This window comes from Rhodococcus sp. ARP2, from assembly GCF_001029585.1.
GTDB lineage: Bacteria > Actinomycetota > Actinomycetes > Mycobacteriales > Mycobacteriaceae > Rhodococcus_F > Rhodococcus_F erythropolis.
This window is the reverse complement of the sequence record NZ_LEKE01000001.1, coordinates 125,326-151,393: the sequence shown is the minus strand read 5'-3', so window position 1 is coordinate 151,393 and position 26,068 is coordinate 125,326. Positions and strand designations below refer to the sequence as shown.

Sequence of the window (26,068 nt, the reverse complement as noted above, 5' to 3'; positions counted from 1 at the left end):
CATGCAGTTCAACGCCGATTACTTGAAACTAGAACCCGTTTCGATCAATCAGGCGGTTTCGGCGACTGATCGCCGTAGCAACACCCTCACGAATCGCCCTACCGGTAAGTAGGTAGGAGTCCGCATTCGCGAGTTCCCACCGCAAGTGTGATCCTCGTCTCTCGTACTTTTGTCGGGGGTCAATCCGTTGCTTTCCCAATGGAAGTCGGAGTGAGCCGGGTTCCGCGTATGCACTCTCGAATTCGTGTCGGGGGGTCCTTCTACTGTCTGCGGTGTGAGTCCCGCCTCGGCCCGAGAATTTCCGTCTCCGTCCCCGTTCTCCGACGGGGAGAAGTTCGACGTCGGGCGGCAACTGAGCTTCGACGAGCTGGACACACCGCTGAGCGAAACGACGTTCGTCGTCGTCGACCTCGAGACCACAGGTGGAAGCGCCGACCAGGACTCCATCACCGAGATCGGCGCCGTCAAGATCCGCGGTGGCGAAGTGCTCGGTGAAATGGCAACACTCGTCGACCCCGGCCGATCGATTCCGCCGTACATCGTCGAACTGACCGGAATCACCACCGCCATGCTGATCGGCGCACCTCCCATCGAACGTGTCCTACCCGCTTTTCTCGAATTCGCCGAGGGTGCGGTGCTGGTGGCACACAACGCGCCCTTCGACATCGGCTTCCTCAAAGCAGCGGCGTCACGCAGCGCACGCCCGTGGCCGTCGTTCCGTGTGCTGTGCACTGTGAAGCTCGCCAGACGCGTGCTCACCCGCGACGAGGCGCCTTCGGTCAAACTCTCCGCACTCGCCCATCTCTTCCAGGTGACCACCCAACCGACGCACCGCGCGCTCGACGACGCGCGTGCGACCGTCGACGTCCTACACGGGTTGATCGACAGAGTCGGGAACCAAGGCGTCCACAGTTACAGCGAACTCGTCGACTACCTGCCCAACATTTCCTCACATCAGCGGGCAAAACGGTCCTTCGCCGCAAACCTGCCGCGAAGCCCGGGTGTCTACCTTTTCCGAGGCCCTTCGGACGAAGCCCTCTATATAGGAACTGCTACCGACCTTCGACGCCGCGTCCGCAACTACTTCACCGGTTCGGAGACCCGCGGCCGGATGAAGGAAATGGTCGCGCTCGCCACCCGTGTGGACCACGTCGAGTGCGCCCATGCGCTCGAGGCAGGGGTGCGTGAACTACGCCTACTGAGCGCGCATGCACCCCCGTACAACCGTCGCTCCAAATTCCCCAAAAGAGGATGGTGGATCACTCTCACCGACGAGGCGTTTCCCAGACTGTCCGTGGTTCGCACGCCTACGGCCGATTCGATCGGCCCGTTCACCTCTCGCGGCGACGCAGTCGAAGTCGCCGACACCGTCGCAGAGTTCAGCCGCCTACGCACGTGCACCAAACGGCTCGGGCGCGGCGCCGTTCACGGCCCTGACTGCCCCGCTCGCGAACTGGGGGCGTGTCCCGCCTCCTGGGCACCGGAACTCACTGCGGAGGACTACGCGGCCGCCCCTGAGACTGTGCGTGGATTCTTCCGGGGAACCAACGACGCTCCCCTCCAACAAATGCAGGCGCGAATAGACGAGCTGTCCGCACACGCGTTGTTCGAGAATGCTGCTCGTCTGCGTGACCGAACGGTCGCAGTCTCTACCGCAGTGCGGCGCACTCAGCGACTCGCAGCAGTCGCGGCGATCGAACAACTAATTCTCGCCCGTCCCACCGGGGACGGCGGCTGGGAGCTGTCGGTGATCCGTTCCGGACGTCTCGCGTCCGCCGGGCTCGCCAGACGTGGAACTCACCCGATGCCCGTCGTCGACGCCATCACCGCGGCCGCCGAAACCGTCCTACCGGACGACGCACCGTTCCGCGGCGCGTCACCCGAAGAACTGGGCCTGATCGCACGGTGGCTCGCATCGGACGGTGTCCGAATCGTGTCGGCGACATCCGGCTACGTCGAACCTGCGGGCGGCGCCGGCAAGTGGGAAGCCTGGTGCCGACTCGCGCGGGCCGGTACCGAATCCGAACATCGATGACGTAACGACGGAGCGGCACCCCTAAGCTCGATCGAAACCACCGGGTCATCACAACCCACCGGGAAATCGAGGAGAGAAATGATCAACGCCATCGTCATGATTCACGCCGAGTCCGCTCGGATCCCGGAAACCGCGCAGGCCGTCGCCGACCTGTCCGGAGTGACGGAGGTCTACTCGTGCGCAGGTGACGTCGACTTGATCGCCATCGTGAAGGTACGTGACCACGCCCAGATCGCCGACGTGGTCACCGGAGGAATCAACAAGGTGCCCGGCGTTCTCCGAACCGCCACACACATCGCCTTCCAGTCATTCTCCAGCGCAGACGTCGAGGCCGGTTTCTCGCTGGGCGAGTAGCTCGTCGATCAGGCTTGGTCGGCCAGTTCGGCGGTGAGTGCCGCCCACTTGTGAAGCAGTTCAGCGCCGGCGCCGCTGTCGATCGCGGCAGCGGCTGCAGTCATCCCGGCGGAGATCGCACCCTCGAGATCGTCACCGACACCGTTGAACGCCGCGATGGCCGCTCCCGCGTTCAGCAAGACCGCGTCCCGGACCGGCCCCTTCTGTCCGGAAAGCAGCGTTCGGGCGACGGTGGCGTTGAATTCGGCGTCTCCTCCGCGCAACTCTTCGAGAGGAACGCGGTCGATTCCGAGGTCGCGCGGATCCAGCGTGACAGTTCGCACACTTCCACCGCCGACGATGTGAACCGTCGAAGTCGTCGAAGTGGTCAGTTCGTCGAGTCCGTCGTCTCCACGCACCACCAACGCCGAATTACCGCGCTGCGCAAGGACTCCCGCGACGACCGAGATCAGCTTCGGAAATGCGCACCCGATCAGCCCGGTACGCGGACGAGCCGGATTGGTCAGTGGACCGAGCACGTTGAATGCCGTCGGGATGCCGATTTCCTTGCGAGGCACCGCCGCAAAGCGCAGTGCGGGATGGAAGACCGGCGCGAAACAAAAACCGATTCCGACCTCTTCGACGCACCTCGCAACCTGCTCCGGCCCGAGGTTGATGCGAACGCCAAGCGCCTCGAGCACATCGGCGCCACCACTCTTGGACGAAGCAGCGCGGTTGCCGTGCTTGACAACTCGCACACCGGACGCGGCAACCACGATGGAGGCCATCGTCGAGATGTTGACCGTGTTGGAGCGGTCACCACCCGTGCCGACGATGTCGACGACGTCGGAATCGACCGGCACGCGCCGGGAGTGTTCGAGCATCGCGCCGGCGAGCCCTTCCAACTCCGCGGGGGTTTCGCCCTTCATCTTCAGCCCGACGCCGAAAGCGGCGATCTGAGCGGAAGTGGCATTGTCCGACATGATCTCGCCCATCGCCCACCGACTGTCGGCTTCCGACAAGTCACTGCCGTCCGTGAGCAGACCGAGAATCATCGGCCACGACCGCACCACTGCACTCGAATCGACGTTCACGGCGTTGGATGCGTCGGTGCCGGCCATAGTGCCTTGGTCCCCTGTCGTTCATGTGGGCTGGATTTCGAACTGTCGTTTCGTTCTGTCATTCTGTGCTGCCATTTTGTGCTGCCGATGACCCTCGCAGCCTAGTCAGTGAGGTAGCAAGGAAACCGAATAGGGCCGCTCAGGTCTTTCGGCGACCGCGTTTGGGCGTCGCCTCCGCAAGAATCGGGGGCTGGAGCGCGTCCCACCCGGCGACCGAACCACCGAGTCGCTGCGCCAGACCGGCCATTCGTGATCGCTCCTGGGAGCAATGCAGGGCGTCGAGGATTTGGACACGCTCGAAGATGACGCGAACCGAATTCTCGACCGCCTGAGTCACGTCCTCGGGCCGACTCGCGCCTCGCACATATCCGTCCTGAGCGACGATGTTCTCGGCATCGGCAACCGAGTCCTCCGGAAGGTCGAGATGGTGCCGCAGAACCACTTCGGACTCCGCCCGAAACTCCGGCTCGGTGGAGCCGGCACGTTCGAGAGCGGTCGAACTCGCCTCGGCGTCGTCGAAGCCCTCGGCAACGACGACCAGATCCGACCGCCCCGCGTCGAGCGGCGTCGGAATCTTCGTGCCGAAAATTCTCAGGAACCACGGTCTACTCTTGTGTGTAGCTGCCATCGCGCCAGCATATTCCGACCACGCCACCAGCGCGTTCGCCGCCCGATCCCGCGAACTCGAGCCGAGCGACGCGCCGATGGTGGACCCGAGTGGTCGTCTCTTACGACGAAGCGTCATACTTCTGTCTGTGACGAGCGCAGTAGGGACTTCAGGATCGGCAATCACCCAACGCGTGCACTCGCTGAACCGGCCGAATATGGTCAGCGTTGGCACCATCGTGTGGTTGTCAAGTGAGCTCATGTTCTTCGCAGGGCTCTTTGCCATGTACTTCGTGGCACGAGCTCAGGCGAACGGAAATTGGCCGCCGGAGCCAACCGAATTGAACCTGTATCTGGCCGTGCCGGTGACCTTGGTGCTTATCGCATCTTCGTTCACCTGCCAGATGGGTGTCTTCGCGGCTGAGCGTGGCGACGTCTTCGGACTTCGTCGCTGGTACACCATCACCTTGATCATGGGGGCGTTCTTCGTCTCCGGCCAGGGTTACGAGTACTACCACCTTGTGCACGAGGGCACCACGATTTCGAGCAGCGTGTACGGCTCGGTGTTCTACATGACCACCGGCTTCCACGGTCTGCACGTCATCGGCGGTCTCATCGCCTTCGTCTTCTTGATCGCACGTACCCGGGTCAGCAAGTTCACGCCCGCCCAGGCCACCGCCGCGATCGTTGTTTCGTACTACTGGCACTTTGTCGACATCGTGTGGATCGCGCTGTTTGCCACGATTTATTTCATCCGTTAATCAGCTGTACGCCCCAGGCAGCCCCTGACGTCCAGTTCCGTCCCGACATACCAAAGGGATACAGATGAGTTCATCCCCCCCTCCCGCATCCGATAACTCAGCGAATGCCGCGAAGTCGCGTCGCCAGCGGAAAATCCGCCGGCGCGTTACCGGCGCGCTCGTATTGATGATGGGATTGATCAGCGCAGGTTTCCTCGCTTCGGCGTTGACACCAGCTCCGCAGGTTGCGACCGCCAGCGACGATTCAGCAGCCCTGATTCGTGAAGGCAAGCAGCTCTACGACACGTCATGCATCACGTGCCACGGCGCGAACTTGCAGGGCGTGCAGGACCGCGGTCCCAGCCTCATCGGCGTCGGCGAAGCAGCCGTGTACTTCCAGGTCTCCTCTGGTCGTATGCCCGCAGCTCGCAACGAGGCCCAGGCTGCACGCAAGGACCCCAAGTTCGATGCTGCGCAGACCGACGCCCTCGGCGCTTTCATCCAGGCCAACGGCGGCGGCCCGACGCTCATCCGCGACGAGAACGGCGAAATCGCCCAGTCCTCGCTGCGCGGTGGCGACATCGGACGCGGCAGTGAGCTCTTCCGGCTCAACTGCGCGTCGTGCCACAACTTCACCGGCCGCGGTGGCGCACTGTCCTCGGGCAAGTACGCCCCGGTCCTGGATCCGGCCAGCGAGCAGCAGATCTACGCTGCCATGGTTACCGGCCCCCAGAACATGCCGAAGTTCTCGGATCGTCAGCTGACGATCGAGGAGAAGAAGGACATCATCGCCTACGTCAAGTCGTCGGGCGAGTCGAAGGACCCCGGTGGGTACGGGCTCGGTGGCCTCGGTCCGGCCTCTGAGGGTCTCGCCATGTGGGCCGTCGGAATCATCGCTGTCGTCGGTGCAGCATTGTGGATCGGAGCAAGGTCATGAGCGACGCTGGCCAGCATGGCGGCGATACGCCTAAGAAGTACACAGATGAAGAGCTCGACGCGATGTCACGCGACGACCTGGTCAAGCTGGGTACCAATCTCGATGGCGTCGATGTCGTCTACCGCCGTGATCGTTGGTCGGTAAAGGGCACCAGGGCGGAAAAGCGCGCCGAGCGCAACGTCGCCTTCTGGTTCGGCCTCGCCGGCGTTTCGGCGATCGCATTCATCGCGATCTACCTGTTCTGGCCCTGGGAGTATGCAGGTGCCGGTGACGAGAACTACGGCAAGTACAGCCTGTACACCCCGCTGATCGGCTTGACCATGGGTCTGGCGATCCTCGGCGTCGGCATCGGTGCCGTTCAGTTCACCAAGAAGTTCATCCCCGAAGAGGTCTCGATCCAGGACCGCCACGACGGTGGATCCACCGAGGTCGATCGTCGCACGATCGTCGCCGAGCTCGGCGACACCCTCGATACGTCCACCCTCCCCCGCCGCAAGGCCATCAAGCGCAGCTTGATGTTCGGCGGTGGCGCTCTCGGCGTCATGATGGTCATGCCTCTCGGTGGACTCATCAAGAACCCGTGGGCCAAGGGCGACGACTCACCCCTGTGGGTGTCCGGCTGGACCCCGAACTACCCGGGCGAGACCATCTACCTGCGTCGTGACACCGGCCGTCCCGAGGACATCGTCCTCGTTCGCCCGGAAGATCTCGATGCCGGTTCGATGGAAACGGTCTTCCCGTTCCGCGAGTCCGACCGTGGCGACGAGCACGCTCTGCTCGCAGCACTGCGCGGCATTCGTAACTCGGTGATGCTCATCCGCCTCCGCACGGAAGACACCGCGCGTGTCACCAAGCGCAAGGGCCAGGAGAGCTTCAACTACGGCGATTACTTCGCGTACTCGAAGATCTGCACCCACCTGGGTTGCCCCACCTCGCTCTACGAACAGCAGAGCAACCGTATTCTGTGCCCCTGCCACCAGTCGCAGTTCGACGCACTGACCTACGGCAAGCCGATCTTCGGTCCCGCTGCTCGCGCACTTCCGCAGTTGCCTATTACAGTGAACGAAGAGGGCTTCCTGGTCGCCGACGGTGACTTCATCGAAGCACTCGGCCCGGCATTTTGGGAGCGTCGACCGTGACCACAACAACAACCAAACCGTCCAAGATCAGCGCGGCAGCGGCTGGACAAGCGGAGGCTATGGACTCCCGCTACCACCTCGCCGCAGGCATGCGCCGGCAGATCAACAAGGTCTTCCCGACGCACTGGTCCTTCATGCTCGGCGAGATCGCGCTCTACAGCTTCGTGATCCTGCTGATCTCCGGTGTGTTCCTGACACTGTTCTTCGATCCGTCGATGGCACACGTCGTCTACCAGGGCGCGTACCAGCCGCTTCGCGGTGTCACGATGTCTCGCGCCTACGAGACGACCCTGAACATCTCCTTCGAGGTGCGCGGCGGTCTCTTCGTTCGCCAGATTCACCACTGGGCTGCACTGATGTTCGCGGCGTCGATCATCGTTCACCTCGCTCGCATCTTCTTCACCGGCGCATTCCGTCGTCCGCGTGAAGCGAACTGGGTCATCGGCTGCCTGCTGCTCATCCTGGCGATGTTCGAAGGCTTCTTCGGTTACACCATCCCCGACGACCTGCTCTCGGGCACCGGCCTCCGCGCCGCCTTCGGTGGTATCACGATGAGTATCCCGATCGTCGGTACCTGGATGCACTGGCTGATCTTCGACGGCGACTTCCCCGGCGACCTCATCATCCCGCGTCTCTACGTCGCTCACGTGCTGCTGTTCCCGGGCATCATCCTGGCTCTGATCGCCGGCCACCTCGCGTTGGTCTGGTACCAGAAGCACACGCAGTTCCCCGGCCCCGGCCGTACGGAACAGAACGTAGTCGGCGTCCGCATCCTCCCGGTCTTCGCGATGAAGGGTGGCGCGTTCTTCGCCATGACCTTCGGCGTGCTCGCACTGCTCGGTGGTCTGTTCCAGATCAACCCCGTGTGGAACATCGGTCCTTACAACCCGTCACAGGTCTCGGCAGGTTCCCAGCCCGATATCTACATGATGTGGACGGACGGCCTTGCTCGACTGTGGCCGGCGTGGGAGATCTACCTGTTCGGCCGCTACACGATCCCCGCTGTGTTCGCCGTCGCCCTGATCATGGGCCTCGTCTTCGCACTGTTGATCGCGTACCCGTGGATCGAGAAGCGTCTCACCGGAGACGACGCTCACCACAACATCCTGCAGCGCCCGCGCGACGTGCCGGTCCGTACCGCTATCGGTGCGATGTCCATCGCGTTCTACCTGGTGCTCACGATCTCCTGCATCAACGACATCATCGCGTACCACCTCCACATCTCGCTGAACGCAATGACGTGGATCGGCCGTATCGGCATGGTCATCCTTCCGCCCATCGCGTACTTCGTGACGTACCGGTTCTGCATCGGCCTGCAGCGCAGTGACCGTGCAGTCCTCGAACACGGCATCGAGACCGGCATCATCAAGCGGATGCCGAACGGCCAGTACATCGAGATCCACCAGCCGCTCGGCCCCGTCGACGAGCACGGACACCCGATCCCGCTCGAGTACCAGGGTGCCGCTGTCCCGAAGAAGATGAACAAGCTCGGCCTCGCCGGCAAGCCCGGTAGCGGTAGCCTCATCACCGCTGACCCAGTCGAGGAGAGCGAGGCTCTCGAAGCCGCTCATCACGAAGCTGAGCACGAGCAGCTTCAGATCCTTCTGGACTACCAGAACCGAACCAACGGCAAGTCCGATGGTTCCAGTGGAGAACTCCACTAAGAACGACAGTTGACCAGTGAGGCCCCGAACCGGATTCCGGTTCGGGGCCTCACTCGTTCTCTGAGCGATTCAGCATGACAACCTCCATTGGGTCACCACTCCCCCGGTTCGACGTCTGAGCGCCGACAACAGCGGGCACGACGCCTTGCTAGACCTCGAGCACAGTTGAATAGTGCTCCACCGTCGGGAACGGCTCGTAGAAGTGGTGGAGAAGTTCTCGCCACTTCTCGTATCCCGTGGACTGACGGAACCCGATGGTGTGTGACTCCACGTCTTCCCACTCGACGAGCAAGAGATACCGCTCCGGCGATTCCAGGCAGTGCGAGAGTCGCAGCCTGATGAATCCGGGGACCTCGGAGATGATGGTTCGGGCCACATCGAACGCGGCCTCGAATCGCGCTGACTGCGACGGATCGACCTGCAGGACGGCATGTTCGAGGATCATCTACGGAGTGTTGCACGTTCTCGGTAGTCCCCTCGAGGCGTTGCCGCCTGGTGAGATACTCGGACCATGACATCCCATGCACGCGGCACCTTCGAGATCGATCTCCGCCCCGCCGATCCTGAGCACTCCGGACGCGTCGGGCGCTTCGAGTTCGACAAGACGTTCATCGGCGGCGTCGAAGGAACATCGACCGGACTCATGCTGTCCGCGGGCGATCCGACAACCGGTGAAGCGGGCTACGTCGCTTTGGAGTTTGTCACCGGGCAGGTCGACGAAGCTGTGGGATCGTTCGCCCTGCAGCAGTTCGGTCAGATGATCAACGGAACGCAGAAGCTGCTGTACGAGATCGTGCCGGGGTCCGGAACCGGCGAGCTGAAGGGCATCTCGGGCACTCTCGAGCTAGAGATCGTCGACGGTCTGCACCGCTACAACCTCGAATACTCGCTCCACGATTGACAAAGAGCGGTTGGGTAATCGGCACCCTCGTACCGCAACTCGCAGATACGACAACAGAGGCGCCGTACCCGGGTGGGTGCGGCGCCTCTGTTCGAGTGCGGGTGAAACTAGTGCTTCTCAGGTCCGGTGTAGTACTCGAACACCAGGCCTGCGGCTGCGGCGAGCACACAGACAACTGCGACTGCGATGAGCCACGGCTGGAAGTACGCCAGCGACACTGCCGCGAGTGCAGCTGCGGCGGCAAGCAGGATCGGCCAGAAGCTACCCGGGCTGAAGAAGCCCAGTTCTCCTGCACCATCCGAGATTTCTGCGTCGTCGTAGTCCTCGGGACGGGTGTCCAGACGACGGGCAACGAAGCGGAAGTAGGTACCCACGATGAGCGTCAGACCTGCAGACAGGACGATGGCCGTCAGTCCGGCCCACTCGATACCTGTGCGTGACAGAGCGGTGAACACTCCGTAGATGATCGCGACGAGAATGAAGAACATCGTCAGGATCTCGAAGAGCTTGGCTTCGATCTTCATATCAGCACTTGTCCTTGTTCAGTGAAGAGGCTGGCCGGCTCAGTTGCCTGCAGTGGCGACGGTTGCCTGACGGTACTCGCGGTCGGTGTTGAACGGCGTGGTCGACGTAGCCACCGGCGACTGACCGATTGCCTGCAGGGCCTCGGCGGTCGTCAGACCACCCTTGCCCTCCGCGTCACCCTTGCGCAGTTCGATGTACTTGGCGAAGTCCTCGGGCGAAACCGCACGAACCTCGAAGTTCATCATCGCGTGGAACGTGCCACACATTTCTGCACAACGCCCGACGAACGCGCCTTCCTTCTCGATCTCACTGATCTGGAAGATGTTGTCCGAGTGGTTCTCCTTGGGGTTCGGGAGAACGTCGCGCTTGAACAGGAACTCAGGCACCCAGAAAGCGTGGATGACGTCCGAGGAAGCGAGTTCGAACTGGATCCGCTTGCCGGTGGGCAGAACGAGGATCGGGATCTCCTGGCTGGAGCCGACAGTCTCGATCTTGTCGTAGTGCAGGTAGCTCAGGTCCTCGGTGCTGTTGCCGTGGATCGGGCCGGGAACTTCTTCGCCGTGATCGTTGACAGTGGAGCCCTCGGCCTTGGCAGCCTCTTCGGCTTCGACGTCGATGCCGTTGTACTTGGCACTGCCGTCACCGAACTCGATGGAGCGGTAGCCGAACTTCCAGTTCCACTGGAATGCCGTGACGTCTACGACGACGTCAGGGTTGTCCGTCTTGTCCAGAACATGGTTCTGGACGATGACGGTGAAGTAGAAGAGAACCGCGATGATGACGAAGGGAACTGCCGTGTAACCGAGTTCGAGAGGCACGTTGTATGCCGTCTGACGCGGGAATTCCGGCGAGTCCTTCTTCTTGCGGTGGAAGATGACGGCCCAGAAGACCAGCCCCCACACCAGCACACCCATGACGAGGGCGGCTACAACCGACCACGTCCACAGCTCACGCATGCGCGTCGCCTCCGGGGTGATGCCCGAAGGCCACCCGAAACGAAGCACTTCGTTGTCGATGGAGCAACCCGACAGCAGCAAGGCAGCAATGCCCAGAGATACTGCCAGCCCCGCTCGCCGAAGGATCCGACCTTGCGCCACGTTCACGCCTTCCTGATCGCCACAAAATTCAACTAGGGCATGCCCGGAGGGAAGGCCCAATTACTACGCAGCGTAGACCAAAGCCGGGCGCTATCCATCCTCGGGTCCTCGCCCGTGTCGCGGCGGACGTCACACAGCTCTCTCAGGTGCTGCTCAGGAACGGCTCAGGTCGTTTCGGCGACGCACATCACGTCGATTCGTTCCGCCGCGATCGGCAGGGACGTCGATCTGCGGCATACTTTCGACAAGAGTTCGTTGACCTCTCCCCGACACTCGTGTCCGGGAGCCTTCTCTACAAAATTCTGAATCGAGGAACCGGACGCTGTGTGTGGACTGCTCGGGCTACTGACATCTGGCGGAACCAGCGAGGACGCCGTCTCGCGGGTCGACCAGGCGATGCATTGCCTTCGTCACCGCGGGCCGGACGAACACGGGACGTGGAACGACGACCACCTCGTCTTCGGGTTCAACCGCCTGGCGATCATCGACATCGCTCATTCCCACCAGCCGCTGCGTTGGGGCCCGCCGGAGAACCCGGAGCGTTATGCGCTCACGTTCAACGGCGAGATCTACAACTACCTGGAGATCCGCGCCGAACTGGTCAAGGACCACGACGCCAAGTTCTTCACCGAGGGCGACTCCGAGGCCATCGTCGCTGCATTCCACTACTGGGGTGAGGATGCGGTCCGGCGCCTACGCGGAATGTTCGCGTTCGCGATCTGGGACACCGACACACGCGAGCTGTTCATCGCGCGCGATCCGTTCGGGATCAAGCCGCTGTTCATTGCTACCGGCGCCGGCGGCACCGCGTTCGGCAGTGAGAAGAAGAGCCTGCTCGAACTCACCGATCTGATCGGCATCGGTACCGAGCTGGATCCGCGCGCCATCGAGCACTACACCGTTCTGCAGTACGTACCGGAGCCGGAAACACTGCACAAGGAGATCCGACGCCTGGAGTCGGGCAGCTTCGCCCGGGTGCGTCCGGGCGAGGAACCCACGTTCACGAGGTACTTCACGCCGAAGTTCCCGGCCAAGCCTTTTGCACCTGGCACCGAGAAGGCGCGCTACCAGGAAATCGCCGAGGCACTCGAGGATTCGGTCGCCAAGCACATGCGCGCCGACGTCACCGTCGGTTCGTTCTTGTCCGGCGGTATCGACTCCACGGCGATCGCGGCACTGGCGATGCGCCACAACCCCAACCTGATCACCTTCACGACCGGTTTCGAACGTGAGGGCTATTCCGAGGTCGACGTCGCTGCAGAATCTGCCGCGGCGATCGGCGCGAAGCACGTCGTCAAGGTGGTCTCCCCCGCCGAGTTCGCCGCTGCCATTCCCGAGATCGTCTGGTACCTCGACGACCCGGTAGCCGATCCGGCATTGATTCCGCTGTGGTTCATCGCGAAGGAAGCCCGCAAGCACGTCAAGGTCGTGCTGTCCGGCGAGGGTGCCGACGAGCTGTTCGGCGGCTACACGATTTACCGTGAGCCGTTGTCGCTCAAGCCTTTCGAGTACCTCCCCAAGGGATTGCGTCGGGCTGCAGGCAAGTTGTCCGAACGCATCCCGGACGGTACTCGCGGCAAGAGTCTGCTCAATCGCGGCTCGTTGACCCTCGAGGAGCGCTACTACGGCAATGCTCGTAGCTTCAACGACGCTCAACTCCGCGCCGTCCTTCGCGATTTCCGCCCCGAGTGGACTCACCAGGATGTCACCGCGCCGATCTACGCGCAGTCACGGGACTGGGATCCGGTTGCCCGGATGCAGCATCTCGACCTGTTCACCTGGCTGCGCGGCGACATCCTCGTCAAGGCCGACAAGATGACGATGGCCAACTCGCTGGAACTGCGTGTGCCGTTCCTCGATCCCGAGGTCTTCGACGTAGCGTCACGCGTACCGCTCGATCAGAAGATCACGAAGGACACAACCAAGTACGCACTGCGCCAGGCCCTGGAAGGCATTGTGCCGCACCATGTTCTGCACCGTGCGAAGCTCGGATTCCCGGTTCCCCTACGCCATTGGCTGCGCGGCACCGAACTCTTCGACTGGGCACATCTGCAGATCGAGGAGTCGGGTACCGACCACATCTTCGACAAGCAGGCCGTCGTGAAGATGCTCAACGATCACCGCGAGGGCGTGTCCGACCACAGCCGACGCCTGTGGACCGTGCTGACGTTCATGGTCTGGCACGGGATCTTCGTGGAGAAGCGCATCGTGCCGCAGATCCAGGAACCGGTGTACCCGGTCAACATCTAGGCCTTCGGCCCCGTGAGTGGTCAGGGAGTCTCCGGACTCCTCAACCACTCACGGGGCGGAGCCCTACTTCGGCAGGATCGTCGCGATCTCGTCCGCAGCCGCACTGCCGTATGCGTCGGTAAGGCGCTTGAGGGCCTCGTCGCGATTGAACACCCACTCCTGCGTTCCCACGGTCTCGAGGATCAGCACAGCGACCAAAGATCCCAGCTGTGCGGCGCGCTCGAAGCTCAGGCCAGCGCCGTGTGCGAGCAGGAACCCGGCGCGGAAGCCGTCGCCAACGCCCGTCGGATCCACCTTGCCGGTCTCGGGCACTACGTCGACGCGCACCCAATTACCTTCGGCGTCAACAATTTCCACACCCTTGGAGCCGAGGGTGGTGACACGGATGCCGACCTGCGCGCGGATCTCTTCCTCGCTCAGACCAGTCTTCTGCTGAAGCAGACCCCACTCGTACTCGTTGGTGAACAAGTACTTCGCACCGTGGATGAGCGCCTTGGCCTCGTCACCGGACAGGCGAGCAAGCTGCTGCGACGGATCCGCTGCGAACGGGATTCCGAGCAGACGGCATTCGTCGGTATGGCGAACCATGGCCTCGGGGTCGTTGGCGCCGATCAGCACCAACTCGACTGCGCCCGCAGTCTTGGCCACTGCCGCGAGTTCGATCTCGCGGGCCTCGCTCATCGCACCGGGGTAGAACGACGCGATCTGCGCCATGTCCTCGTCGGTGGTGCACACGAAACGCGCCGTATGTGCCTTGTCCGAGATACGGACCGCACTGCAGTCGACGCCGTTGTCCTCGAGCCACGTGCGGTACTCGGCGAAGTCGGCACCGACTGCGCCGACGAGTAGCGGGGACCCACCGAGCACGCCCATGGCGTAAGCGATGTTGCCGCCGACACCACCGCGGCGAATCACGAGATCGTCCACCAGGAAACTCAGCGAAACGTGGGCGAGCTGATCGGCGAGGAGCTGATCGGCGAAGCGGCCGGGGAAGCGCATCAAGTGGTCGGTGGCGATGGAACCGGTTACCGCAATAGTCACGGATCGTGGCCTTTCAGCGAAGTGAGTACAAGAATGAAAGAGGAGCAAAAGTTCACGTTACCGCCCGTAGCGCCGTCATCGGCGCCCGAGCCGTCAGATCGGAACGGTCTGCAGGCGAGTCACCACAAACAACTGACGCGAAACCGAATGTCGGTTCCGCGTCAGTTGTTTGTGAATTGAGTTGTGATCGACAGACTCAGTTGAACGAGTCACCGCAGGCGCAGGAACCTGTTGCATTGGGGTTGTCGATCGAGAAGCCCTGCTGCTCGATGGTGTCGAGGAAGTCGATGGACGCACCTTCGACGTACGGCGCGCTCATCCGGTCGACAACCAGGTTGACGCCGTTGAAGTCGACGGTGAGGTCACCGTCGAGCGTGCGGTCGTCGAAGAACAGCTGGTACTTCAGTCCGGCACAGCCGCCGGGCTGCACTGCGATACGCAGCGCGAGGTCGTCGCGACCCTCCTGATCGAAGAGTGCCTTCGCCTTGGCGGATGCGGCCTCGGTCATCTTGACGCCGTGGGTGGCGGTCTCGTTCTGCACAGTCATGGGCTCTCCCTAATGTTCGTACCAACCCGTGAACGCTTCAACGGTACGCCGCTGCCGACTTATTCCCGCCAGTCCTTACCGGGTGCGATTCGTCTTCATCCTATCCGGTCTTCCCGACACGGCAACGGCGCGTCGACGCTTGTGGATCCTCAGCTCCGGGCGCCGCGCCAGATGTTCCACTCCCGTGCCGTGTGTTCGGCGAGTCCCTCGAGACACGCCGACGCTTCCTCCATCGCACGTTCCACCGACCCGGCGAACTCCGTCACCGATTTTGTCGCGACTATCGAGGTGGACGCAAAGTCCGCCGCGTCGAGCGTCACCTGACCGGCAAAGACGAGCGTCGGAACTCCGTGCGCCGCCCCGGCCGAAGCAAGCGTCGTGACGAGTTTGCCGCGCAGAGATTGGTGGTCGAACTTGCCTTCACCCGTGATCACCAGGTCAGCGGAAGCCAATAGCGCCGCCTGGCCGGTGCGATCGGCAACGACGTCGGCCCCCGATCGCCGCTGTGCACCGAGGGCGAACAGCGCAGCACCGATACCACCCGCGGCGCCGGCACCCGGAAAATCCGACACTCGTTTTCCGGTGGCGGACTCCAACTGTTCGGCCCATCTCGCGTTTCTCGCTTCGAGGACAGCTACGGCATCGGCGTCGGCGCCCTTTTGCGGGCCGAACACCGCGGCCGCACCGTGCTCGCCGAGAAGTACGTGTTCGACGTCGGTGGCCGCGACCAACGCAATGCCCGCCGTAGCCGCCCTTGCAGCCTCCAAGCCGCCCAGCGCCTCCACCAGCCCACGTCCCCCGTCGGTGCAGCAACTCCCACCGAGTCCGACGACAATCGTCTTCACGCCTGCCTCGAGCGCGACAGCGATCAGTTCTCCGACACCGCGACTGTGCGCGGCGAGTGCGCTGTCCCGTGTCGGCGGACCTCCGAGCAGACCGAGCCCGACAGCCTCGGCGGACTCGAGGTACGCCGTGTCCGAATCCAACAGCCACGCGGCGTCGACGCCCGCGGTCAGTGGCCCGGGCACCCGTGCGGTCCGGATGTCGCCCCCAGCCGTGGCCAAGACGTCGACGAAACCCGGCCCACCGTCGGATTGTGGCGCGGTGACGACGTCGTCTTCGGGTCGGCCACGTCGCCAACCGGCAGAAATGGACTCAGCCGCCTCGACGGCCGTCAACGTCTCACCAAACGAATCTGGAGCAACTATTACCCGCATAGCCGAAGTCTAAGAGTCCCGAATGACCCCGATGTTTCACGATCTCGCGCGTTTCAGTGCCTCGGGCGATCGGGTTTTTCAGAAAGACCGAGGTCGGTTTCCCAGACCGTGCACTTATCCAATAGCCTGGAGGTGTGAAATTGCTACGCCGCGGTGACTCAGACAACTCCGACAAACGTGACGTCGAGGGCACTGAGGCATCCTCGGCCTCCGAAGAGGCGCCCATCGAGCAGGTGGGCAAGGGCCGCCCCACACCCAAGCGTCGTGACGCCGAGGCGAAGAGGCGTGGCCCCGTTGCCCCTGCCCCGCTGACCGCGAAGGAAGCCCGCGCCCGCCGTAAGGCGACCCGCGGCTCCAAGGAGGACCGCAAGGCCGAAGCCGCCGAGCGTCGCGCATCGTCGGCAGACCGCCGCGCCCGCATGCTCGCCGGCGAGGACAAGTACCTGCTCCCCCGCGACAAGGGACCGGTTCGCGCCTACGTCCGTGATTTCATCGACGCTCGCCGCAACCTCGTCGGGCTGTTCATGCCGCTCGCATTGATCCTCATCATGACGATGTTCGTCACGCCTGCGCTCCAGCAGATCGTCACGCTGGCAATGCTCGTGATGATGCTCTTCATGGTCGGTGAAGGCATCTGGCTCGGTCGCATGATCAACAACCGCGTCGCCGAGCGCTTCCCCGACAGCACCGACGGCGGATTCAAGCTCGGCTGGTACGCGTTCGTTCGCGCGTCGCAGATCCGTAAGCTGCGCGCACCGAAGCCTCGTGTGGGGCCGGGCGACGCAATCTGAGCGTGACGAACACGTATAGAACTTTGGTCCTCGGCGGCGCGCGGTCTGGTAAGTCCGCGCACGCCGAGGATTTGGTTTGTGCAGGCCACTTACCCGAAAGTTCGGCACCGATCCGGTACCTGGCGACAGCCAGACGTGATGTCTCCGACGCAGACTGGGAAAGCCGGATCGACCAGCACCGCAACAGACGGCCTTCCCATTGGTCGACTGTCGAAACCGCAGCTGCCGGTGACCTCGCGGCGCAACTCGAAAGCGATTCACACACAGCGACGTTGGTCGACGATCTGGGAACGTGGCTGACCACGGAACTCGATCGGCAAGGCGCCTGGGACGCTCCGCGCGGCACCGTCACTCCCGCTGCGGACAGCCTGGTCGCCAGTGTCGAGAACTATCGCGGACACCTGGTGCTGGTAAGCCCCGAAGTGGGTTTGGCCGTCATCCCCGAGACACGGTCGGGACGACTGTTCCGCGACGAGATCGGCACTCTCAACGCTCGTATCGCCGCGGTGTGCGATCGTGTCGTACTAGTGGTTGCAGGGTTACCGCTCATCTTGAAAGATACTGCTGCACAACCGGAAGGCACGATGTGAGTACCGAGGCCAATCCAGGGGCCATTTCAGGGGCGAATCCAGATGCCAACCCTGACGTCGCGCCAGTCAGTAGCGCCGACTTCGAACCCGTCACCCCGCCCGACCGCGAGGTGCGTGCGCAGGCCGATGCGCGTCAGCGTGATCTGACCAAGCCGGCAGGTTCGCTGGGCCGACTGGAGACTCTCGCCGACTGGGCATCAGCCTGCCAAGGAGTTTGTCCCCCACACGCTTTCGCTCGGCCTCGCGTCGTCGTCTTCGCGGGTGATCACGGAATCGCCCGCAACGGCGTCTCCGCCTATCCGCCGGAAGTGACCGCACAGATGGTCGCCAACTTCCTCGGGGGCGGCGCGGCAGTCAACGTCCTCGCCGAGGTTGCCGGCGCCACGGTACGCGTCGTCGACATCGCAGTGGACGGCGATACCGATCCGTCCGTCTCGAACCACAAGGTGCGCAGGTCTTCCGGGTCCATCGACCGCGAAGACGCCATGTCGAACGAGGAAACCCTTCAGGCCATCGCCGCCGGCCGAGCGATCGCGGACGAGGAAATCGACGGGAGCGCAGATCTTCTCATCGCCGGCGACATGGGCATCGGCAACACGACGCCCGCAACCGTACTCATCGCAGCCCTGACGGATAGTGAACCCGTCGCGGTCGTGGGTCGAGGTACCGGTATCGACGACGCCGGGTGGATCCGCAAGACCGCAGCGATTCGCGACGCTCTCCGTCGCGCCCGTCCGCACGTTCGCGACACAGTCGCGCTGCTGCGCACGTCTTCGGGTGCCGACCTCGCCGCGATGGCCGGCTTTCTGGCCCAGGCAGCTTCGCGTCGTACGCCGGTGATCCTCGACGGCGTAGTGGTCACCGCAGCCGCCATGGTTGCCGACGAACTGGCTTTCGGCGCACGTGAATGGTGGGTCGCCGGACACCGCTCCACCGAACCCGCCCACACCATCGCATTGACCCGAATGGGTCTCGACCCGATCGTCGAGTTCGACATGCGTCTCGGCGAAGGTTCAGGTGCAGTCACAGCGCTCCCGATTCTTCAGGGCGCAGTGGCAATCCTGGGCAAGATGGCGACATTCTCCGAAGCCGGTGTCAGCACTCAGGGCAGCGCACCTGCCGACGAACCGGAGTCGATCGACCTGACCAAGACCGATACGGCGGAGTGAGCATGGCGGGCCCGCTGTCCGGAGTGCCTCTGGCCTTCTCGTGGCTGACGGTCCTTCCGGTTCGTGGTCCCTCCGACATCGACCGAACTGCCGGTCGTCGCGCCATCGCGGCAGCTCCGCTCACCGGGATCGCACTCGGCATTGCCGCGACGTTTCTGCTCTGGGGCACAACCAGTATCGGCCTGAATCCCTATCTCGCAGGCTTGCTGACGGTCGGTGCGCTCGCTCTCGCGACACGCGGGATGCACGTGGACGGACTGGCAGACTCCGTCGACGGACTGGGTTGTTACGGTCCACCGGAGCGCGCCCGCGAGGTCATGCACAGCGGCGGTGCCGGACCGTTCGGGGTCGCGGCACTGTTCATCTTCCTTGGGCTGCAATCGGTCTCCTTCGGCGTCCTCGCTGTTGCCGACTCCCCCACGCAGTGGATCGCCGTTCTCGTATCTGTCGCTGCGGGTCGTGTGGCCGTCGTTTTTGCCTGCCGCCGAGGTATTCTCGCGTCTGGCCCGAACGGATTCGGTGCGCTCGTCGCCGATTCACAACCGCTCTGGGCCGCAATCGTATGGTCGGTTCCGCTGATCGCCACTTCCGCCTTTGCCACCGACCGGTGGTGGCTCGGCCCTCTCGTGACCGCGTCGGCGCTACTGATCAGTGTGCTGTGCGTGCGTCACTGCGTCCGTAGATTCGGTGGACTCAACGGAGACGTTCTCGGATTCGCGCTCGAACTCACTGTGACGCTTACGGCCGTCGGCCTCACTCTCGGACTGTGATCCGACGTCGTGCGAGTAGGTGTCCTTGCGTACGAAGGTTGCCTGGCGGCCGAAATCTTCGTTTTCACCGACCTTCTCCTGATCGCGAATCGGGTCGCTGATGGAGCGTCCGCTGACCCCTTCGAGGTATCGGTCATCGCAGCGTCGGGCACGCCCGTAGTTGCGGCAGGTGGATTTTCGCTCGGGGTACAGGAGGGGCATCACGACATCGATCACCTGGTTGTGCCGGGGTTCGACCTCGTGCCGTCCGAAGACCCTACGACGCGTTTGTCGCTGTGGGACAGAGAAATCGAGTTCATCCGTGCGTGCGAGGCGCGCGGCGTTCGGGTGTCGTCGGTCTGCGTCGGCGCGTATCTGCTGGGCGAGGCGGGACTGCTCGACGGACGCCGATGTACGACGTCGTGGCTGTACGGTGCGGACCTCGCGAGTCGTTACCCCGGTGCGACGGTTCGAACCGACTCGTTGATCGTCCAGGACGCCGGCGTCACCACCACTGCGGCGTTCACTGCCGCGCTCGACCTCGCAACAGCACTCGTGCGCGAGCATCTCGGCGACAATATTGCGCGAACGACTGCGAGAATTACTCTGGCGCCGGAAAATCGAACCAGTCAATCTCCGTACATCGTCGACTCGATGCTGCCCGTCAATCACACACAGTTCGCCGACGACGTCGGAAGTTGGTTGGTCGAACGGATGGCGGAGCCTTACGACTTGAATCTGCTGTCGGATGCTTTTCACCTCAGCACCCGAACCATGCTTCGGAAGTTCAAGGACGAGACCGGGGAATCGCCGCGCAGTTATCTGCAGCGTGCACGGATCCGAAAAGCGAAACGGTTGTTGGAATCGACCGACTGGTCTCTCGGAAAGATCCTGGGGCACATCGGCTATCAGGATCCTGGAACCTTCCGTCGCCTGTTCACCGACCGCGTCGGCATCAGCCCGGCCGACTATCGAAAGCGATTCCGCAAAGGCGGCGCCGGATAGGCCGTGCGTGGCGAGCCCGCCCGAAAACGTGGCGAACCGCCCTCTTCTGTAGTTGATCCCGCGCCGAAAGACTGTGCGGAGGAATTGTTTCGACTACTGAGAGGGCTCACCGTGCCGAACCGGAGCATGACCGAAGACGATCCGCTCGAAGACTTCGACCGTCGAACGATCACCATCGACGCAGTGGCGAAGTCCGTGTACGTGGCCGGCGCCGGTCCCGCAGTTATCGTCATGCCGGAGATGCCGGGCATCAGCCCGCATGTAGCGCGATTCGCCCGCTGGGTGCGCGACGCCGGTTTCACTGTCTTCGTTCCGTCACTGTTCGGGCGCGCCGGAGCGGTCCCCACAGTGGACGAGGGGCTGACGGTGTTCAAGAGAGCCTGCGTCAGTGCGGAGTTCCGCGCCCTCGCTGTCGACGAACCGAGTCCGGCGGTCCGTTGGCTGCGTGCACTCGCCACTTCGGCGCATGAGGAGTGCCGCGGTCCTGGCGTTGGCGTGATCGGGATGTGCTTCACCGGCAACTTCGCGTTGTCGATGATGCTCGAACCCTCGGTCATCGCGCCGGTTCTCGCCCAACCGTCGTTACCGCTCGACCGACCGGACGAAACCGACAGCGGGCCCGAAGAACTCGAAGCCGTGCGCTCGAGACTCGAGGCCGAAGACCTCACGGTGCTTGCATACCGGTTTCAAGGTGACCCGTTCTGCCGCGCACAGCGATTCGCGGCCTACTCGAAGGCCATGGGCGAGCGCTTCGTCGGAAAGGTGCTGCCCGACGAAGCGGCCAACGCGACAACGTCACCGTTCTTCGAACACGTCATTGCCAATCCACACAGCGTGGTGACGGCTCATCTCGTCGACGAGGCGGGATCGCCCACCACCGTCGCTCGAGACGAGATTCTGCAGTTCTTCCGCGAGCGGTTGCTCGCGGAACGAACCAGCGATCAGTGAAGCTTGGTCATCCAACCGTGGGTGTCGGCGAAGGTGCCGCGCTGAATGCCCGTGAGGGTGTCGCGCAGTGCCATCGTCACTTCACCCGGCTCGCCGTCGGCGATGGTGAACTCGCCCTCGGCGGACTTGACGCGTCCGACGGGGGTGATGACTGCTGCTGTGCCGCAAGCGAAGACCTCGGTGATTTCACCGCTCTTGCACTTGGTGCGCCATTCGTCGGTGCTGATCTTGCGCTCCTCGACGGCGAAACCGGAATCGGCGGCAAGGGCGAGCAACGAGTTGCGCGTGATGCCCGGCAGCAACGAACCGGACAGCGACGGCGTCACGAGGCGAGCGTCGGGGCCGGAGCCGAAGACGAAGAACAGGTTCATTCCACCCATTTCCTCGACGTACGTGCGCTCGATGGCGTCGAGCCAGACCACCTGGTCGCAACCCTCGTCGGCAGCTTGCGCCTGGGCGAGGAGCGAAGCGGCGTAGTTGCCGGCGAACTTGGCCGCGCCGGTACCGCCAGGGGCCGCGCGAACGTATTCGGTGGACAGCCACACACTGACCGGCTTGACGCCGCGCGGGAAGTACGCACCGGCGGGTGAGGCGATCAGCAGGTAGCGGTACTCGTCGGCGGGACGGACACCGAGTCCGGCTTCGGTGGAGAACATGAACGGACGGAGGTAGAGCGCGTCCTCGCCACCGGCTGCGGGAACCCAGTCGAGATCGACGTCGATCAGTTCGGTGATGGAATCGATGAACATCTGCGACGGGAGCTCCGGCATGGCCAGACGGCGCGCAGATGCTGCGAAACGCTCGGCGTTGGCCTCGACGCGGAACGAGCTGATCTCGCCACCCGGCTGACGGTATGCCTTGAGGCCCTCGAAGATGGCCTGTCCGTAATGCAAAACCATTGCGGCCGGATCGAGCTCGATGTTTCCGTACGGCAACACCTGGGCGTCGTGCCAGCCCTTGCCCGCGGTGTAGTCGATCGAGACCATGTGGTCGGTGAAGTGCCGCCCGAAGCCGGGCGCCGCCAAAATGTCACGGCGCTCGGCGTCGGACTTCGGGGACGAGCTCTGAACACGAACGAAATCGGCGGCACCTGTCATGGGCGCAATCCTATCGAACGTGAAAAAGCTCTCTACTTGGTGTTGGTCTCCACGAACGGAGGAGACACCACGACGCACCGAAGAGCACGACCACGGACGTCGACTTCGATCTCGTCGCCGGCCGAGACATTGGCACCGGAATCGAGGAGCGCCAACGCAATTCCCACTTTGAGCGAAGGCGAAAACGTCCCCGAGGTGGTCTCGCCGATTGCCTCGCCGTCACGCAGAACACCGAGGCCGGCACGAAGCACGCCGCGATCGAGAGCCTTGATCCCCCAGAGTTTGCGAGCCGGGCCGGCAGCCTTCTCGTCGGTCAAGGTCTCTTTGCCCCAGAATGTCGGCTTCTTCCAACCGATCGCCCATCCGCAGCGCGCTTCGAGCGGAGAAATCTCGAGCGAAAGCTCATGCCCGTGCAGCGGATAACCCATCTCGGTACGAAGAGTGTCACGGGCGCCGAGTCCGGCGGCCTGCCCACCCTCGGCGCGCACTGCCTCGAGAAGCGCACGGAACAACGGCTCGCTGTCCTCCCACCGCGGCAGGAGTTCGTAGCCGACCTCACCGGTGTAACCGCTGCGGCACACACGAACAGGCACGCCGTTCCATTCCGCATCTTCGTACGCCATGTACTCGATCTCGGTGGGAAGTCCCAGCGCCGTCAGAACCGCCACCGATTTCGGACCCTGCACAGCCAGCACACCGTAGGCACGATGCTGATCCTCGACGGTGATTCCGTCCGGTGCGAGGGCGACCAGAGCCGCAACGACGTCCGCGGTATTGGCCGCGTTCGGGACGAGGAAGATCTCGTCGTCGCTGACGTAGTACGCGATGAGGTCGTCGATGACACCACCGGACTCGTTGCAGCACAACGTGTACTGAGCCTTACCCGGCCCGATCTTGTTCAGATCGTTGGTCAGTGCGGAGTTCACGAATTCTGCGGCGCCCGCGCCACGCACGACGGCCTTGCCGAGGTGACTGACGTCGAAGAGTCCGACACTCTCACGCACAGAGGTGTGTTCGGCCACGACGCCGGCGTACGAAACCGGCATCTGCCATCCCCCGAACGGCGCGAACGTCGCGCCGAGTTCGACGTGGACGGGGTGGATCGGGCCCTGCAACAGTTGTTCGTCGGTCATGGCCCACAACCTATCGGACTTCGCCGATCGAAACATGTCCGCAGCGAGAGCTCACCCGGCCGCGACGATCGCCCCGTCCGCAAACGGCAAAGGGCCTAACATCGACTCAGGCATCCGCCAGAACCGGACGCATCGCACACTCACCTCACAGGAGACACCTTGAGCACTCGCACAGCCCGATCGTTGGGACCCGACCTCGTTCTCGCCGGCACAGTCGCCAAGCGCGCAGAGATATTGGTCGTCGGTCTGACGTCGGGTCCGGACGGCCCCGAGATCGCACTCAGCGAAGGCATCGTCGCCGAAGACGTGCTCGCCGAGATCCTCGACAGCCTCATCGCCGTCGGCGCCACCGGCAAGCCCGAGCAGCTCACCCGCGTCCCGGCACCGAGCGCGCTGTCGGTCACCAGCGTCCTCGCCGTCGGACTCGGCTCCGCCGACAAGCTCGACAGTGAGCAGATCCGCAAGTCCGCGGGCGCTGCAGCGCGCTCACTGTCCGGCATCGACACCGTCGCAACCACGCTCTCGATCCTCGATCTCGGCGCAGCCGCCGAGGGATTTGCGTTGGGCGCGTACAGCTTCACCGAATTCAAGTCGTCCATGACGGCTCCCGGTCCTGATTCGCAGCCACTGGCCCGCGTCGAACTTCTGGTGCCATCGCCGCGCACCAAGGAGACCAAGGCAACGCTGGCACGGTCGGCAGCGATCGCCGAGGCCGTCGCCACCGCACGCGAGTTCGTCAACACTCCCCCGAGCCACCTCTACCCCGCCGAGTTCGCCGCGCGCGCCAAGGCACTGGGCGTCGAGGCCGGGCTCACCGTCCAGGTGCTCGACGAGAAGGCACTCGAGAAGGGTGGCTACGGCGGAATCATCGGCGTCGGCAAGGGCTCGTCACGCCAGCCGCGTCTCGTCCGCCTCGAATACGCGTCGAAGAAGCGTGGAGCCCGCAAGGTCGCACTGGTGGGCAAGGGCATCACCTTCGACACCGGCGGAATCTCCATCAAGCCTGCCGCCGGGATGGAGAACATGACCTCGGACATGGGCGGCGCCGCAGCCGTCATCTCCACCGTCGTGCTCGCCGCCAAGCTCGGTCTGCCCGTCAACGTCGTCGCATACGTCCCGATGGCCGAGAACATGCCGTCCGCAACCGCGCAGCGTCCCGGCGACGTGCTGACCCAGTACGGCGGAATCACCATCGAGGTCGTCAACACCGACGCCGAGGGCCGTTTGATCCTGGCCGACGCTATGGTTCGCGCGGGTGAGGACAACCCCGACTACATGATCGACACCGCAACCCTCACCGGTGCGCAGATGGTGGCGCTCGGCAACCGCACCCCCGGCGTCATGGGCACGGACGAGTTCCGTGACCGCGTCGCCTCCATCTCGCAGAGCGTCGGCGAGAACGGTTGGGCCATGCCGCTGCCCGAGGAACTGCGCGGAGATCTCGACTCCAAGGTCGCCGACATGGCCAATGTCACCCCGCACCGCTGGGGCGGCATGCTGGTCGCCGCTCACTACCTCAAGGAATTCGTTCCCGAGGGTGTCCAGTGGGCGCACATCGACGTCGCGGGTCCGGCGTACAACACGTCAGGGCCGTGGGGTTACACCGGCAAGGGCGGCACCGGCGTTCCGGTTCGCACGATGATCTCGGTCCTGGAGGACATCGCGGTAAACGGCTGACCACTTGCTGTGCGCCTTTATTAACCCCCCGCGGTTAATAAAGGCGCACAGCAGTTCAGGCGCCGTCGCGCAATTCCTGCTCTCGGGCCCGCTTGCGTTCGATTCGCTTACGCTCGTCGTGATCGCGCATACGCTGCGGATATCCCGTTTTTCGGACGTCATAGACGGGGATCTTCAGGTCTTGTCCCAATTTGCGGGCACCACGCTCGCCGCCGACACGACGACGAGTCCACTCCCCGTCCTTCGCGACGAGGACAACGGTCACCTCGGTCACCGTCGTCTGCGGTTCCACATATGCCTCGACGCCTTCGTGCGAGTGCGCCCAATTCGCCAGATGATCCGCATCACTCTGCGCTGCGGCCTGAGCCGCACTCGGCGGACGCTTGAAACGATCGAACAGTCCCACGGTCGTACCCTCCTCGGTACCGACGCCGCGGATGCACCCCGGCGATATGTCAAGTTTGCCAGGCGATGTCCGTTGTGCCTGCGCACGACATACCGTTTGGTCCGCTTACGACGTTACAGCCGGACCCCCAACGCATACCTACTCGCCAGTAGCCGACACACCCGAAACGGACGGCATCCCCCTCATCGGACACGCCCGGCGTATCAATGGAAAGATGAACGACGGTGACGCCGCGCCCGCGCGTCGACATCGGCAAAATAGCTACAAGTAGCCGCACGTCGCGCGCCACTCGAGCACAATGCATTACGACCACAAGTCGACAAAATTCAACAACCCGAACACAACTGTCG

General features: G+C 63.5%; 26 protein-coding genes. 15 read left to right on the top strand and 11 right to left on the bottom strand.

What is annotated here, in order from left to right; translation table 11 throughout:
- Nucleotides 1–274: 274 nt before the first annotated feature.
- A complete protein-coding gene (locus ABX74_RS00775; RefSeq protein WP_189637300.1) occupies nt 275–2,035 on the top strand; it encodes a DEDD exonuclease domain-containing protein in 1,761 nt (586 codons plus the stop codon).
- A gap of 78 nt (nt 2,036–2,113) precedes the next feature.
- Nucleotides 2,114–2,389: an Lrp/AsnC family transcriptional regulator gene (locus ABX74_RS00770; RefSeq protein WP_003941677.1), complete on the top strand. Its 276-nt coding sequence runs from the start codon at nt 2,114–2,116 to the stop codon at nt 2,387–2,389.
- A gap of 8 nt (nt 2,390–2,397) precedes the next feature.
- Here ABX74_RS00770 and trpD read toward each other — a convergent pair whose 3' ends face one another.
- A complete protein-coding gene (gene trpD, locus ABX74_RS00765) occupies nt 2,398–3,489 on the bottom strand; it encodes an anthranilate phosphoribosyltransferase (RefSeq protein WP_047887998.1) in 1,092 nt (363 codons plus the stop codon).
- Nucleotides 3,490–3,628: 139 nt separating this feature from the next.
- The gene (locus tag ABX74_RS00760; protein WP_037134446.1) at nt 3,629–4,117 is read right to left on the bottom strand and encodes a hypothetical protein; all 489 of its coding nucleotides are present in this window, start codon (nt 4,115–4,117) and stop codon (nt 3,629–3,631) included.
- 127 nt (nt 4,118–4,244) lie between these two features.
- Here ABX74_RS00760 and ABX74_RS00755 point away from each other — a divergent pair, with 127 nt between their 5' ends.
- The 4 genes from ABX74_RS00755 (at nt 4,245) to ABX74_RS00740 (ending at nt 8,575) form a co-directional block, all read left to right on the top strand.
- The gene (locus ABX74_RS00755) at nt 4,245–4,856 is read left to right on the top strand and encodes a heme-copper oxidase subunit III (protein ID WP_020908101.1); all 612 of its coding nucleotides are present in this window, start codon (nt 4,245–4,247) and stop codon (nt 4,854–4,856) included.
- Between the two features lie 64 nt (nt 4,857–4,920).
- A complete protein-coding gene (locus ABX74_RS00750) occupies nt 4,921–5,772 on the top strand; it encodes a cytochrome c (RefSeq protein WP_020908102.1) in 852 nt (283 codons plus the stop codon).
- Nucleotides 5,769–6,911, top strand: coding sequence for a ubiquinol-cytochrome c reductase iron-sulfur subunit (locus ABX74_RS00745; protein WP_020908103.1), 1,143 nt, complete (start codon nt 5,769–5,771; stop codon nt 6,909–6,911). Before ABX74_RS00750 ends, ABX74_RS00745 begins: the two co-directional genes overlap by 4 nt.
- Nucleotides 6,912–6,970: 59 nt before the next feature.
- Complete coding sequence (locus ABX74_RS00740) at nt 6,971–8,575, top strand: cytochrome b (RefSeq protein ID WP_044480654.1); 1,605 nt, start codon at nt 6,971–6,973, stop codon at nt 8,573–8,575.
- Nucleotides 8,576–8,723: 148 nt separating this feature from the next.
- Here ABX74_RS00740 and ABX74_RS00735 read toward each other — a convergent pair whose 3' ends face one another.
- Nucleotides 8,724–9,020, bottom strand: a complete 297-nt coding sequence (locus ABX74_RS00735; protein WP_020908105.1) for an antibiotic biosynthesis monooxygenase family protein — start codon at nt 9,018–9,020, stop codon at nt 8,724–8,726.
- Nucleotides 9,021–9,086: 66 nt separating this feature from the next.
- Here ABX74_RS00735 and ABX74_RS00730 point away from each other — a divergent pair, with 66 nt between their 5' ends.
- The gene (locus tag ABX74_RS00730; protein ID WP_047887997.1) at nt 9,087–9,476 is read left to right on the top strand and encodes a DUF3224 domain-containing protein; all 390 of its coding nucleotides are present in this window, start codon (nt 9,087–9,089) and stop codon (nt 9,474–9,476) included.
- A gap of 107 nt (nt 9,477–9,583) precedes the next feature.
- Here ABX74_RS00730 and ABX74_RS00725 read toward each other — a convergent pair whose 3' ends face one another.
- On the bottom strand, nt 9,584–10,000 hold the full coding sequence (locus tag ABX74_RS00725) for a cytochrome c oxidase subunit 4 (protein WP_003941723.1): 417 nt from the start codon (nt 9,998–10,000) through the stop codon (nt 9,584–9,586).
- 39 nt (nt 10,001–10,039) lie between these two features.
- A complete protein-coding gene (locus tag ABX74_RS00720) occupies nt 10,040–11,104 on the bottom strand; it encodes a cytochrome c oxidase subunit II (protein ID WP_019748910.1) in 1,065 nt (354 codons plus the stop codon).
- Between the two features lie 318 nt (nt 11,105–11,422).
- Here ABX74_RS00720 and asnB point away from each other — a divergent pair, with 318 nt between their 5' ends.
- Nucleotides 11,423–13,348, top strand: coding sequence for an asparagine synthase (glutamine-hydrolyzing) (gene asnB, locus ABX74_RS00715; RefSeq protein ID WP_019748911.1), 1,926 nt, complete (start codon nt 11,423–11,425; stop codon nt 13,346–13,348).
- Nucleotides 13,349–13,411: 63 nt separating this feature from the next.
- Here the strand turns inward: asnB and ABX74_RS00710 are convergent, their stop codons facing one another.
- From ABX74_RS00710 to ABX74_RS00700, 3 genes are all read right to left on the bottom strand, one after another.
- Nucleotides 13,412–14,389 (bottom strand): carbohydrate kinase family protein, encoded by a 978-nt coding sequence (locus ABX74_RS00710; RefSeq protein WP_003941700.1) that lies wholly within the window; start codon nt 14,387–14,389, stop codon nt 13,412–13,414.
- 196 nt (nt 14,390–14,585) lie between these two features.
- Nucleotides 14,586–14,936 (bottom strand): HesB/IscA family protein, encoded by a 351-nt coding sequence (locus tag ABX74_RS00705; protein WP_007730053.1) that lies wholly within the window; start codon nt 14,934–14,936, stop codon nt 14,586–14,588.
- 149 nt (nt 14,937–15,085) lie between these two features.
- On the bottom strand, nt 15,086–16,153 hold the full coding sequence (locus ABX74_RS00700) for a glycerate kinase (protein ID WP_047887996.1): 1,068 nt from the start codon (nt 16,151–16,153) through the stop codon (nt 15,086–15,088).
- 134 nt (nt 16,154–16,287) lie between these two features.
- Between ABX74_RS00700 and ABX74_RS00695 the strand changes: the two genes are divergently transcribed.
- The 6 genes from ABX74_RS00695 (at nt 16,288) to ABX74_RS00670 (ending at nt 21,405) form a co-directional block, all read left to right on the top strand.
- Nucleotides 16,288–16,944 carry a DUF3043 domain-containing protein gene (locus ABX74_RS00695; protein WP_007730051.1) on the top strand — a complete coding sequence of 219 codons (657 nt, stop codon included), beginning with the start codon at nt 16,288–16,290 and terminating at the stop codon, nt 16,942–16,944.
- A 2-nt stretch (nt 16,945–16,946) separates the two neighbouring features.
- On the top strand, nt 16,947–17,534 hold the full coding sequence (cobU, locus tag ABX74_RS00690) for a bifunctional adenosylcobinamide kinase/adenosylcobinamide-phosphate guanylyltransferase (RefSeq protein ID WP_020969887.1): 588 nt from the start codon (nt 16,947–16,949) through the stop codon (nt 17,532–17,534).
- A gap of 23 nt (nt 17,535–17,557) precedes the next feature.
- Nucleotides 17,558–18,703 (top strand): nicotinate-nucleotide--dimethylbenzimidazole phosphoribosyltransferase, encoded by a 1,146-nt coding sequence (cobT, locus tag ABX74_RS00685; RefSeq protein WP_047888022.1) that lies wholly within the window; start codon nt 17,558–17,560, stop codon nt 18,701–18,703.
- Nucleotides 18,704–18,705: 2 nt separating this feature from the next.
- Nucleotides 18,706–19,473 carry an adenosylcobinamide-GDP ribazoletransferase gene (locus tag ABX74_RS00680; RefSeq protein ID WP_082148435.1) on the top strand — a complete coding sequence of 256 codons (768 nt, stop codon included), beginning with the start codon at nt 18,706–18,708 and terminating at the stop codon, nt 19,471–19,473.
- Between the two features lie 9 nt (nt 19,474–19,482).
- A complete protein-coding gene (locus ABX74_RS00675; protein WP_047887995.1) occupies nt 19,483–20,457 on the top strand; it encodes a GlxA family transcriptional regulator in 975 nt (324 codons plus the stop codon).
- 126 nt (nt 20,458–20,583) lie between these two features.
- Nucleotides 20,584–21,405 carry a dienelactone hydrolase family protein gene (locus ABX74_RS00670; RefSeq protein WP_082148434.1) on the top strand — a complete coding sequence of 274 codons (822 nt, stop codon included), beginning with the start codon at nt 20,584–20,586 and terminating at the stop codon, nt 21,403–21,405.
- Here ABX74_RS00670 and ABX74_RS00665 read toward each other — a convergent pair.
- A complete protein-coding gene (locus ABX74_RS00665; protein ID WP_003941766.1) occupies nt 21,399–22,502 on the bottom strand; it encodes a branched-chain amino acid aminotransferase in 1,104 nt (367 codons plus the stop codon). The genes ABX74_RS00670 and ABX74_RS00665 overlap by 7 nt on opposite strands.
- Nucleotides 22,503–22,534: 32 nt before the next feature.
- Nucleotides 22,535–23,635 carry a glycine cleavage system aminomethyltransferase GcvT gene (gcvT, locus tag ABX74_RS00660; protein ID WP_047887993.1) on the bottom strand — a complete coding sequence of 367 codons (1,101 nt, stop codon included), beginning with the start codon at nt 23,633–23,635 and terminating at the stop codon, nt 22,535–22,537.
- A 159-nt stretch (nt 23,636–23,794) separates the two neighbouring features.
- On the opposite strand from gcvT, the gene ABX74_RS00655 reads away from it, so the two are divergent.
- Nucleotides 23,795–25,312, top strand: coding sequence for a leucyl aminopeptidase (locus ABX74_RS00655; RefSeq protein WP_020908114.1), 1,518 nt, complete (start codon nt 23,795–23,797; stop codon nt 25,310–25,312).
- 55 nt (nt 25,313–25,367) lie between these two features.
- Here the strand turns inward: ABX74_RS00655 and ABX74_RS00650 are convergent, their stop codons facing one another.
- Nucleotides 25,368–25,718 (bottom strand): hypothetical protein, encoded by a 351-nt coding sequence (locus ABX74_RS00650; protein WP_003941713.1) that lies wholly within the window; start codon nt 25,716–25,718, stop codon nt 25,368–25,370.
- Nucleotides 25,719–26,068 lie beyond the last annotated feature (350 nt).